The 11251-nt window shown below is 70.5% G+C and carries 11 protein-coding genes and 1 pseudogene; all 12 read left to right on the plus strand.

What is annotated here, in order from left to right; all coding sequences use genetic code 11:
* Window positions 1–15: 15 nt before the first annotated feature.
* The 12 genes and pseudogenes from E1266_RS13020 to E1266_RS13075 all read left to right on the plus strand — a co-directional run bounded on the left by E1266_RS13020 (window position 16) and on the right by E1266_RS13075 (window position 11241).
* Window positions 16–1077, plus strand: a complete 1062-nt coding sequence (locus E1266_RS13020; protein ID WP_132046610.1) for a 3-oxoacyl-[acyl-carrier-protein] synthase III C-terminal domain-containing protein — start codon at window positions 16–18, stop codon at window positions 1075–1077.
* 4 nt (window positions 1078–1081) lie between these two features.
* Complete coding sequence (locus E1266_RS13025) at window positions 1082–1609, plus strand: isoprenylcysteine carboxylmethyltransferase family protein (protein WP_132046611.1); 528 nt, start codon at window positions 1082–1084, stop codon at window positions 1607–1609.
* A gap of 202 nt (window positions 1610–1811) precedes the next feature.
* A pseudogene (locus E1266_RS13030) lies at window positions 1812–1904 on the plus strand (IS5/IS1182 family transposase); the annotation flags it as partial.
* A gap of 40 nt (window positions 1905–1944) precedes the next feature.
* On the plus strand, window positions 1945–2091 hold the full coding sequence (locus tag E1266_RS37965; RefSeq protein ID WP_165966065.1) for a hypothetical protein: 147 nt from the start codon (window positions 1945–1947) through the stop codon (window positions 2089–2091).
* Window positions 2092–3083: 992 nt separating this feature from the next.
* Window positions 3084–3401, plus strand: a complete 318-nt coding sequence (locus E1266_RS13040) for an EthD family reductase (RefSeq protein ID WP_132046612.1) — start codon at window positions 3084–3086, stop codon at window positions 3399–3401.
* A gap of 3 nt (window positions 3402–3404) precedes the next feature.
* Entirely contained in the window at window positions 3405–4328 is a 924-nt protein-coding gene (locus tag E1266_RS13045; RefSeq protein ID WP_132046613.1) for an LLM class F420-dependent oxidoreductase, read from the plus strand.
* The gene (locus E1266_RS13050) at window positions 4325–5239 is read left to right on the plus strand and encodes a MaoC family dehydratase N-terminal domain-containing protein (RefSeq protein WP_132046614.1); all 915 of its coding nucleotides are present in this window, start codon (window positions 4325–4327) and stop codon (window positions 5237–5239) included. The genes E1266_RS13045 and E1266_RS13050 overlap by 4 nt, the downstream gene beginning before the upstream one ends.
* Window positions 5232–6260 (plus strand): MBL fold metallo-hydrolase, encoded by a 1029-nt coding sequence (locus E1266_RS13055; RefSeq protein ID WP_165966066.1) that lies wholly within the window; start codon window positions 5232–5234, stop codon window positions 6258–6260. The genes E1266_RS13050 and E1266_RS13055 overlap by 8 nt, the downstream gene beginning before the upstream one ends.
* Window positions 6257–7846 (plus strand): AMP-binding protein, encoded by a 1590-nt coding sequence (locus E1266_RS13060; RefSeq protein ID WP_132046616.1) that lies wholly within the window; start codon window positions 6257–6259, stop codon window positions 7844–7846. The genes E1266_RS13055 and E1266_RS13060 overlap by 4 nt, the downstream gene beginning before the upstream one ends.
* Window positions 7843–9018, plus strand: a complete 1176-nt coding sequence (locus E1266_RS13065) for a thiolase family protein (protein WP_132046617.1) — start codon at window positions 7843–7845, stop codon at window positions 9016–9018. Before E1266_RS13060 ends, E1266_RS13065 begins: the two co-directional genes overlap by 4 nt.
* A gap of 15 nt (window positions 9019–9033) precedes the next feature.
* Complete coding sequence (locus tag E1266_RS13070) at window positions 9034–9615, plus strand: TetR/AcrR family transcriptional regulator (RefSeq protein WP_132046618.1); 582 nt, start codon at window positions 9034–9036, stop codon at window positions 9613–9615.
* Between the two features lie 30 nt (window positions 9616–9645).
* Window positions 9646–11241 carry an AMP-binding protein gene (locus E1266_RS13075; protein WP_132046619.1) on the plus strand — a complete coding sequence of 532 codons (1596 nt, stop codon included), beginning with the start codon at window positions 9646–9648 and terminating at the stop codon, window positions 11239–11241.
* Window positions 11242–11251 lie beyond the last annotated feature (10 nt).

Below are 11251 nucleotides of genomic sequence, written 5' to 3' on the forward strand. Positions count from 1 at the left end.
GGCTTAGGGGGAGTTATGCGCGTAGCGGCTGTGCAGACCGTCTTGCCGGAACATCACTACGACCAGCATCGGATCACCGAGGCCGTGGTCGGGGCGACAGGGGCTGATCGGCGGGTGGTGGAGCGGTTCCACGCCGCTACCCAGGTGATGGGCAGGTACCTGGCGCTGCCGATCGAGAAGTACGCGAATCTCGAGGGTTTCACCACCGCGAACGACACCTACGTCGATACGGCGCTGTCGCTGGGGGAGCGGGCCGTCCGGGGAGCGCTGGAGGCGTCCGGGGTCGGCGCGTCGCAGGTCGATCAGCTGGTCTTCTGCTCCTCGACCGGCGTCGCCACTCCCTCGCTGGACGCCGCCCTGGTCCAGCGCCTGGGCATGCGGGACGACGTCAAGCGGGTCCCGATCTTCGGCCTGGGGTGCGCGGCCGGCGCCGCGGGGCTGTCGCGGCTGTACGACTATCTGCGCGCGTGGCCGGACCAGGTGGCGGTCCTGGTCTGCGTGGAGTTGTGCTCGCTGACGGCGCAGCGCGATGACGACTCGCTGGCGAACCTGGTGGCCAGTGGCCTGTTCGGGGACGGCGCCGCGGCCGTCGTGGCGGTCGGCGGCGACCGGGGGACCGACGGGCCGGGGCCGGGCCGCTGGGGGCCGCGGATCGTCGCGACCCGCAGCAAGCTGTATCCCGACACCGCGAGGCTCATGGGATGGGACGTGGGCGAGCACGGCTTCCGCATCGTCCTGGCCGCCGACCTGGTCGACCACGTGGAGGCGACGCTGGCCGAGGACGTGGCGGCTTTCCTCGGCGAGCACGGTTTGTCCGCCGGCGAGGTGTCCTCGTGGGTCTGCCACCCCGGCGGGCCGAAGGTGATCGAGAAGATCGCCGAGGCCTTCGCACTCGACCAGGGCGAGCTCGACCTGACCTGGGACTCCCTGCACAGCGTCGGCAATCTGTCGTCGGTCTCGGTGCTCAACGTGCTGCAGGAGACGATCGAACGGCGGCGCCCGCCGGAGGGCGAGACAGGGCTGCTGACAGCGCTCGGACCGGGGTTCTCCGCCGAGCTGCTTCTGCTGCGCTGGTGAACCCGTGATCGCGTTCACGCTGCTCATAGCCCTCGTCGGAGCCGAACGGATCGCCGAACTCATCGTCGCGCGTCGTAATGAGGCCTGGGCCAGGAGCAGGCGCGGTGTGGAGTACGGGCGCCGGCATTACCCGTGGATCGTCGCCGCCCAGGTCGGCCTGCTGGGCGGCGCGTTGCTGGAAGCGTGGCTGCTCGACCGTCCCTTCATCCCGGTCCTCGGCTGGTCGATGCTGGGCGTGGCCGTCCTGGCGCAGGGGCTGCGCTGGTGGTGCATCGCCACGCTCGGCAAGCGGTGGAACACCCGGGTGATCATCGTTCCGTCCCTGCCGCTGGTGGACAGGGGCCCCTACCGCCGCCTGCGCCACCCCAACTACGTCGCGGTCGTCGCCGAGGGCATCGCCCTTCCGCTGGTGCACACCTGCTGGCTCACCGCCCTGCTCTTCACCATCGTGAACCTGGGCCTCCTCAGGACCCGCATCAGAGCCGAGAACACCGCTCTTCAACACGCCGAAATGGCACCCGCACACTCTTGATGAAACGCATGCCCTTCGCCGGCTACGGGAACTGCCGGAGAATTTTGGCCAAAAACCTCTGCACCTGGGTGAACGACGGGTTATCCACCATGGTCCCCCCAGAGAAGCGCTTGTGCACCTTCCCGCAGGTAAACCTGCGGCGCCGGTGCATGCGCGTAATCTAAGATCTCATGTCATTTAGATTTGAAGCGGTAGTCAGCGGGTGGAGATGGTCGAGCGGCTGGTGCCAGAGGAGTTGTGGGAGCTTTTCCAGCGGGTGGTGCCGCCTGCTCCGAGGCGGCCGCAGGGCGGTGGTAGATGCCCCGGGTGGCCTCGGCCTCGACGTGGGGGTCGCCGTGTATGTCGTGGTTGAACAGGTCGTCGAGGTCGGCTGGTACAACCACCGCCGGCTGCACACCGCCATCGGCGATGTCCCACCCGTCGAGTACGAGACCGCCGACTACCGTTCCATCAACACACCAACGCCAAATGGCGCCAAGTAGGCCGGGCTTCACCGAACCCGGTGGACTCCAGATCGCGGCGTCGATCATCGAGTCACCGCGCACGCGCAGGGCGAAGACGGTGCCGCGCCCGGTGAGTTCGCGGGGCGGCACGTATCGTCCGGGCTGAGGCCGGACGCGATTCGGCGGCGTAGTAGGTGGGCGCTGCGATCGTGGTGCCGTGCGCACTGGTGCGCCACCGTTCGGCGAAATCGGGTTCGTTGGTGGGCGAGGCGACGCCGGGGGAGGAGCTCGACCTGCAGCGGCACCAGAACGCTTCGAGCACCGCGTTGTCGAAGCAGGCGCCGACCGTGCCCGTCGAGGCGACGAGGCCGGAGGCCCTGCCTGCCCGACGTGCAAGCGCCTCCCCGCAGCCTGGGTCATCCGGGCTGCGGACACTTTCACCGCCGGGGCCGCCCACCGCGACCGCGACCTGGTGTTCGCTCATACGGACGGTGCCTGTTGACCAGCGCACAAGTCGTGACTTTGTCGCCCCTGATGATGCGGGCGGCAGACCTTGTGCATGCGACGCGCCGAGCTGAGCAACGTCAGGACCTCTTGACGGCTGTCAGGACTCCTTGACCCCCAGGCACGGCCGACCAGTCGATCAAGGTCGATCCGAGTCGATCGGGGAGCCTTCTACCTGGAGAAACATCCGGGGAAGTAGCGGCAAGACTGGGCGAGGCTGATGACGGTGGCTCCCCGGTCGGCTCCCCTCGGTTCAAAGGTCTTTGCTGCGAACAGCACATCGACATTCACGGCGGCGATGGCGCCGCCGTCCTCGCCGGGACCCCGCCTGGTGCAGATGAGCCTGGGACGGTCTGGCTCCTTGACTTCCCGATTGATGGCTAAGGGCCCCCTTCCCGGTGGTTTCTGTGCTCGGAGGCGGAGAGGCGTGCCGAGCTTGTGTGAAGTGAGGCGTTGACGAAAGCGCTGGGTATCCGGCATGGTGGGCCGTGGGTGGAGCGCTCGCTTCAGAGATTCGGAGGCCCTCCATGGTGAAGATCGTGGCGTTCGTTCGCAAGAGGGACGGGCTGACGCAGGACGCTTTCCGGGCTCACTGGCAGGAACACCATGCGAACCTCGTCGCCGCGCTGCCCGGCCTGCGCCGGTACGTGCAGAACCCGGCGCTGGACATGGGAGGGCGCAGGGAGTGGCCGTACGACGGTGCCGCGGAGTTGTGGTTCGACGACGTCGAGGCGGTGCGTGCCGCGTTCGAGAGCCAGGAGGCCGACCGGGTACGGGAGGACGAGCCCAACTTGACCAAGGCGATCGACTGGTTCCTCGCCACCGAGTTCCCGGTGAAGGGCTGATCCGTGCTCCGGTTCGGCATCCAGCTACCGCACTATGGCGGGCCGCTCGAGTTCGGCTTGGACGCGCTGGTCGACGCGGTCGCTGACGCGGGCTTCGACGGCATCTGGGTCAGCGACCATGTTGTGCTGGTCGACGGCACGGGCTCGCGCTACCCCTATACCGACGACGGCGGTTACGGATTTCCCCCCGACACGCCCTGGTACGAGGCGATCGCGACGCTCGCCTATCTTGCCGCACGCACCCGCGATGTGGAGCTGGGCGCGGCGGTCTGCGTACTTCCGCAGCGGCAGCCGGTGCTGCTGGCCAAGCAGCTCGCCACGATCGACCGGCTCGCCGGCGGTCGGTTGCGGCTCGGCGCCGGCGCCGGATGGCTGGCCGAGGAGTTCACCGCGCTCGGCGTGCCGTACGACGGCCGGGGTGCCCGGACCGATGCCGCGATCGCTTTGCTGCGCGCCTGCTGGACCGGGGAGCCCCCGCCGGGACGCTACGGCGACGTGAGCATGCCCCGTGGCGTGCACTGCCGGCCCACCCCGGTCAACGGGACGGTGCCCATATTCGTCGGCGGTAACAGCCCGGCGGCGCTGCGCCGGGCGGCCCGGCTCGGGGACGGCTGGCTCGGCGCGGTGCCGCTCGCCGGACTCCCGGTCGACGAGTTGGGCGCCATGGTGGCCCGCCTGCGCCGCGAATGCCTCCGTGCCGGACGGGATCCCGCCGCCTTGGAACTCGGCCTGCGGATCGCCGCGCCGTCCGGTGCCCTGGGTACGCCCGAGCTGCGCGACCTGCTCACCGGCTATGCCTCGCACGGCGTCACCCGGTTCACGGTCGACCTGTCCTGGCGCGACCTCGACACCGGCCGCCGCCGGCTCGATGCGCTCTCCCTCACCGCGGCGGCGGTCCGGAAGGGCCTGACGGTGGGGGCTTCATGACCGACAGTCTGCTGCTGGAACTGCTCGCTCTTCAACGGGGCCAGATCGCGGAAGGACTGGCCTGGGTCGGCCGCTGTGAACCGCCGAGGCCCGGCACCCGGCGGGTCGGGCACAGCCAGGTGGAATCGTTCGCCGCCCTGGTCCGCGACGACGATCCCCGCTACTGGACGCCGGCGGCGCGGCAGCCGGTGCCGCCGGGGCTGCTGCTCACCTACACGTTGCCGCTGCCGTGGCGCCCGGACGCGCCGACCACCCCCATCTGGGCCAGGATCCCGCTTCCCGGCGACACGCTGATCAACGTCAGCACCAGCACGGTCTTCCACCGCGAGATCGGCACCGGCGACGAGGTCATGCTCGAGGAGGACGTCGTGTCGGTGTCGCCGGAGAAGAAGACCCGCCTGGGCACCGGCCATTTCCTCACCACCCGTGCCCGGTTCCGGACGGACGATGAGTTGGCCGCCGACCACACCAACGTGATGTTCCGCTACGGCAGCGACTCACCGCGGATCACTGCGCCGACGCCGCCCGCGCCGGCCCCGCAGGGCGAACCGGTGTTCACCCTCGCCGTGACCCGGGAACTGTGCGCGCACAATGTGGCGGCGTCCGGCGACTTCTTCCCGGGCCACTACGACGACGCCTACGCCAGGTCGCAGGGTGTGGCGGCGGCGTACCTCAACACGATGTTCTTCCAGGGGCTGGCCGACCGGCTGGCGTGCCGGCACCTCGGCGTTCGCTCGGTACGGCGCCGCGACCTCCGGATGGTGGCGCCGGCGGCGGTCGGGGACACCATCGAGGCGCGGGTAAGGACGACCAAGGACGGTGCCGCCGAGGTCGAGGTGCGCACCGCGCGCGGGCTCGCCGCCGTCGCGACCGTCTGGAGCGGCCATGGAGTCTGGAGCGGCCGTGGATAAGCCGCCGCTCGCGGAGCGCATGGCGGTCCGCCAGGTCGCACCGGATGTCTGGGCGGTGCCCGTGCCGATTCCCGACAACCCGCTGCGCTACACGGTCTGCTACGCGCTGGAGGCCCCCGGCGGGCTGGTGCTCCTCGATCCGGGCTGGGACGGCGACGCGACCTACGAGGCGCTCTCGGCCGGGCTCGCGACGCTCGGCGCCGCGGTCGGCGACGTGCGCGGCGTCGTCTCCACTCACTTCCACCCCGACCACCACGGGCTGGCCGGCCGGGTCCGGGCCGAATCCGGTGCCTGGGTCGCCCTGCACGAGGCCGACGCGCGGTTCTTCGGCTCGGACGCGGCGGCGGTCGAGGCGATGGTGCGCACCAACGAGACCTGGCTGCGGGCGGCCGGCGCGAGCGTCGATGAGCACCCCGAACTCGCCGACGCGGGCGACGAGGTGGTGCGCCGGATTCTGCTCGCCCGGCCCGACGTCCATCCGCTCGACGGCGACCGGCTGCCCGGCACCGGCCGGCTGACCGTCGTCCACACCCCGGGGCACACGCCGGGTCACATCTGCCTGCACGACCCGGATCGGCGGCTGCTCTTCGGCGGTGACCACCTGCTTCCCCGGATATCGCCGAACGTGGGATGGCACCCGATGTCCGGGGAGAACCCGCTCGGTGATTTCCTCGCGTCCCTCGACCGGGTGGCCCGGCTCGATCCGGCGGCCGGGCTCGTGCTGCCGGCGCACGAGTGGCCGTTCACCGGGCCGGCCGCGCGGGCCAAGGAGCTGATCCGGCACCACGACGAGCGGCTGTCGGAGGTGAAGGCCCTACTGGTCCCCGGCCCGCGCACGGCCTGGGATCTCGCGCAGGACCTGACCTGGTCGCGCCCGTGGGAGTCGCTGGTGCCCAATCTCAAACGGGCCGCCCTCGGCGAGGTCCTGGCCCATCTCGTGTTGCTGCTGTCCGCCGGTGAGGTGACCCGGAGCACGGGATCGCCCCAGATGTGGTCCTTGATCCAGGAGGAGCATGCATGATCGTCGACGAAGAGGTCGCGCTGGCCGCCACCGTCAGCGGCCTGCTCCGGATGCAAGCCGAGGCCGACCCGGACCGGACGTTCGTGGTCGCCCCGGGCGGCGAGCGCTGGTCGTACGAGCGGGTGCACTCCGCGTCGGAGCGGATCGCCGGCGGCCTCGCCGCGATAGGCGTGAGCCGCGGTGACCACGTGGCGATGATGCTGCCCAACGGTGTGCCGTTCCTGCTCGCCCTGTTCGCACTCGCCCGCATCGGTGCGGTGGAGGTGCCGGTGAACCCGGCTTTCCGCGGCGCCAGCCTGGAATACCCGGTCGTCCACAGCGACGCCACGGTCGCGATCGTCAACGGCGGCTATCTGGACCGGTTCGCGGCTCTCGGCGGCCGGCTCGGCGCGGTCGAGCGGATCGTGGCCGTCGACGCCGGCGACACAGGCGTACCCGGTGTGTCCCTTCTGGACTTCGACGCGCTCGCCGGTGAACCTCCGGAGGACGGGCCGGCCCCCGACGACCTCCTCGCGATCCTCTACACGAGCGGGACCACCGGCTTTCCCAAAGGCGTCATGGAGAGCCACAGATGCGCCGTCCACTGGGGATTGAACTACCGGCGCTACATGAACGTCGGCCCGGACGACGTCAACCTGCTCTTCCCGCCGCTCTACCACGCGATGTCGCAGTTCCTCGGGGTCATGCCCGCGCTGCTGACCGGCTCCGCGGTGGCCATCGCGGCCGGTTTCTCGGCCTCCCGCTTCTGGGACGACTGCCGGGAGCACGGCGTGACGCTGTTCAACTTCACCGGCGGCGTGCTCTCATTCCTGTGGAAGCAGCCCCCGCGGTCCGATGACCGCGACAACCCGGTGACCAGGGCACTGGGGGTGCCGATCCCGGACGATCTCTATCCGGGCTTCGAGACCCGGTTCGGACTGACACTGCTGCCCTGCTTCGGCACCAGCGAGAGCAGCGTCGTCTGCTACAGCACGCCGGGCGAGGTGCGCGCCGGATCGAGCGGCCGGCCCGTCCCGGAGTACGAGGTGGCGGTGGCCGATGACGAGGGCAAGATCGTAGGCCCCGGTGTCAAGGGCGAGATCCTGACCCGGCCGAAGCACCCGGACGCGATGATGCGCGGCTACTACAAGCAGCCCGAGCTGACCGCGAAGGTGATGCGCGACCTGTGGTACCACACCGGCGACATGGGATACCTCGACTCCGACGGCCACCTGTTCTTCGTCGACCGGCGCAAGGACGCCATTCGCCGCCGCGGCGAGAACATCTCCTCGTTCGAGATCGAGCGGGTGGTCGACGTGCACCCGCGGGTGCTGGAGTCGGCCGCGGTCGGCGTCCCGTCGGCGCACGGCGAGGAGGAGGTCAAGCTCGCGGTCGTCCCCCTGCCCAGCGAGTCACTCGGCGCGGACGAGCTCTGGGCCTACTGCGACGCCGAACTGCCCGCGTTCATGGTCCCCCGCTACCTGGAAATCCGCGCGTCCCTGCCGAAGACCCCCACCGAACGCGTGCAGAAGTTCGTGCTCCGCGAAGAGGGGTTGCACCCCGGCGTCCTGGACCGCACCACCTCGAACAAGGAGGCCGTCCGATGACCCGTGCCGCAGTTCTCGGTATCGGCGAGGTCACCCATCCGCCCAAGGGCACGGGCTCGATGCAGTTGCACGCGCTCGCGGCGAAGCGGGCCCTCGACGACGCCGGGCTCACGAAGGACGACATCGACGGCCTGGTCGTCGGGTACTCGCTGACGGAGCCCAAGATGGTGCTCTCCGCCGCGGTCGCCGAGTACCTCGGGCTCACGGTCGGCTACATCGACTCGGCGCACGTCGGCGGCGCCGCGCCGTTCGTGGGGGTGGCCAACGCGGCCGCCGCGATCGAGACCGGCCGGGCCCGCCGGGTCCTGGTGATCTTCGGTGACGACCGCAAGACCGGCTGGCGGACGATGGACGCCGCGATCGCCGCGATGATCGGCGAGGTCGGCCATCCGGACTACGAGCTGCCGTACGGCCCGCTGATCCCGGCCAATCTCGCGCTCATCGCCCACCGGCACATGTACGAGTACGGCACCACCCGCGAGCAGCTGGCGATGATTCCGGTGATCCAGCGCGAGCACGCCCTGCTGCGTCCCGGCGCCGAGCGCACCGCCCCGCTGACCGTCGACGACGTCCTCGGCGCCCGCCCGGTGGCGACGCCGCTGGTCGCCGCCGACTGCGCGCTGGTGTCCGACTCCGCGGGCGCGGTCGTCGTCGGACCGGTCGACGACGACAGGGCCGCGGCGAAGCCGCGCGCCGAGGTGGTCGGCTCGTCGCAGCACAGCGACTACTACTACCCGTTCCAGAGCGGTGACCTGACCCGCTTCGGCTTCGGTCCGGCGAGTCGGCGGGCCTACGACGCGGCCGGGTTCGGACCGGCCGAACTCGACTTCGCCGAAATCTACGACGCCTTCAGCGTGATCGTGCTCGCCGCCGTCGAGGACCTGGGGCTTGTCGAGAAGGGCGGAGGTGGTCCGTACGTCGCCGGCCGGCATATGGCGCTGAGTGGTCCGGACGGGAGTCAGCCCGGATATCGATCGATCCCGATCAACACGCACGGCGGTCTATTGTCATACTCCGGCAACGGTGCGTTCCACATTACAGAAGCCGTGAAACAGCTGCGTCATGAGGCCGGTCTGGCCCAGGTCGCCGACGCGCGTCGGGGACTGGTCACCGGGATCGGCGGCATGCTCGCGGTCCACTGCACTCTTCTGCTGGAACGGGCCGAACCGTGATGAACTGGAGCAAATATGGCCAAGGGTGGAGATGTCAAGGCCCGGATCCTCGGGGTCGCGGCTCAGCTGTTCATGGAGCAGGGCTACGCCGCGACGTCCGTGCGCGAGATCGGCGAGCGTGCGGCGGTGGGGCAGAGTTCCCTCTACCACCACGTCCAGTCCAAGGGTCAACTGCTCTACGAGCTGCACCACGCGTTCAGCCTCGACCTGATCGACCGGCTGACGGCGGTGATCGAGTCCAAGCCCGCACCGACCGACCAGTTGCGCGGCCTCATCCACGTGGTCCTCGGTGTGGTGGAGACACATCAGGCCGAGGTCACCGTGTTCCTGCGCGAGGAGCACGCGTTGCCCGAGGAGGCCCGCAAGGACATCCAGCGGGAGCGCGACCAGGTCGATGCGCTGGTCGACAAGATCATTTCGGATGGGATCGAGGCCGGGGAGCTGCGCGCGGACCTGGACGTCCGGCTGACCCGGCTGGGCATCCTCGGCCTCACCAACTGGAGCTACCAGTGGTTCAGGCCGGGCGGCGAGCGCACCAGCGCGGAGATCGCCGACTACTTCGCCGACCTGGTGATCAACGGGGTCGCGGCGCGCTGACCCGCGCCGCCGGCCCGCTGGAGGGCCGGCATGGCTGAGCGCCGCACGGTACCGCTGCACGAGCGCGTGCTTCCGGACCTGCTGCTCGGCCGGGCCGAGGAGGCACCGGACGCACCGCTCCTCACCGTCGGCGCCGGGCCGCGCCGGTCGACCGGCGAGATCGCGGACGCCGCGCTGCGGGTCGGCGGCGGGCTCGCGCGGCTCGGCGTCGCCCGGGGCGATCCGGTGGCGGTCATGCTGCCCAACCGGGAGGAGGCGGTGCTGGCCTGGTTCGGCACGGCCGTGCTCGGTGCGGTGGAGGTACCGGTCAACACGAACCTGAGCGGACCGCTGCTGCACCACGTGCTCTCCGACTGCCGCGCGACCGTGCTCATCGTCGCGGCGGACCTCCTGCCGGTCGTCCGGCCGCTGCTGCCGACGCTGCCGCTGAAGACCATCGTGGTGGTCGGGGGGACGGAGCCGGGTCGAGAACCGGGCCACGGACACGTGGCGTGGGACGAGGTGGCCGGCGCCGACCCGGTCGCGCCGGCGAAGCTGACCCCGGCGGACCCGATCGCGGTCATGTACACCTCCGGTACGACCGGACCGGCCAAGGGCGTCGTCTGCCCGCACGGCTACTTCATGTGCTGGGCCGACGACACCGGGCGGGCGGTGAGATTCGGTCCGGGCGACGTGCTCTACACCCCGCTGCCGCTCTACCACATCACCGCGCAGGCGGTGAACGTGCAGCTCGCCCTCGTCCACCGCGGACAGGCGATCGTCGACACCCGCTTCTCGCCCCGCGGCTTCTGGCGGCGGATGGCCGAGCTGGGCGCCACGCACGTCTGGTCGTTCGGCTCGATGACGCCGCTGCTGCACCAGCGGCCGCCGGACGAGCACGACCGCGCGCACCGCGTCCGGGTGGTGTGGAGCATCCCCTGGCCGGCCGGTTTCGGCCGGGAGTTCGAGGACCGGTTCGGGGTGCGGATCCTGTGCGGCTACGGATCGACCGAGCAGGGCCTGACCGTCGTCCAGCCCTACGACGCCGTCGAGCCCGGCGCGATCGGGCTGCCTTCGCCGCACTATGAGGTCGCGGTCGTCGACGGGCATGGCGCGCAGGCGGACGAGGGGGAACTCGTGGTGCGGCCGCGGGAGCCGGCCTCGATGATGTCCGGCTATCTAGGGCGCGACCGGGAGACCATGGCGGTGACGCGCGACCTCTGGTACCACACCGGCGACCTCGTGCAGCGGCGTCCGGACGGCTACCTCGCGTTCGTGGAACGCAAGACCGATTCGATCCGCCGCCGCGGGGAGAACATATCGGCCTGGGAGATCGAATCGACCGCGGCGACCTTTCCGGGCGTGGTGGAGGCGGCCGCGATCGGCGTCCCGTCACCGCTCGGCGAGCACGACGTGATGCTCGTGGCGACGACGAGCGAGCCGGTGGAACCGCGCGAGCTCTTCGACTTCTGCGTGGAGCGGCTGCCCTACTACATGGTCCCGCGCTACATCCGCTTCGCCGCCGAGTTGCCTAAGACGCCGAGCATGCGGGTGCAGAAGTACCGCCTGCGCGAGCTCGGCGTGACCGCCGACAGCTGGGACTGCGAGGCCGCGGGCCTGCGGCCGCGCCGACCGAATTCGAGCTGATCAGGCCCTG

The sequence above is a fragment of the Actinomadura sp. 7K534 genome (assembly GCF_004348575.1).
Lineage (GTDB): Bacteria > Actinomycetota > Actinomycetes > Streptosporangiales > Streptosporangiaceae > Spirillospora > Spirillospora livida.

Excerpts from the sequence above, each read along its gene's own strand:
- E1266_RS13040 (WP_132046612.1), top strand. The coding sequence starts at position 3,084 with ATGGTGAAGATCGTGGCGTTCGTTCGCAAGAGGGACGGGCTGACGCAG.
- E1266_RS13065 (WP_132046617.1), top strand. The coding sequence starts at position 7,843 with ATGACCCGTGCCGCAGTTCTCGGTATCGGCGAGGTCACCCATCCGCCC.
- E1266_RS13020 (WP_132046610.1), top strand. The coding sequence starts at position 16 with ATGCGCGTAGCGGCTGTGCAGACCGTCTTGCCGGAACATCACTACGAC.
- E1266_RS13050 (WP_132046614.1), top strand. The coding sequence starts at position 4,325 with ATGACCGACAGTCTGCTGCTGGAACTGCTCGCTCTTCAACGGGGCCAG.
- E1266_RS13075 (WP_132046619.1), top strand. The coding sequence starts at position 9,646 with ATGGCTGAGCGCCGCACGGTACCGCTGCACGAGCGCGTGCTTCCGGAC.
- E1266_RS13060 (WP_132046616.1), top strand. The coding sequence starts at position 6,257 with ATGATCGTCGACGAAGAGGTCGCGCTGGCCGCCACCGTCAGCGGCCTG.
- E1266_RS13070 (WP_132046618.1), top strand. The coding sequence starts at position 9,034 with ATGGCCAAGGGTGGAGATGTCAAGGCCCGGATCCTCGGGGTCGCGGCT.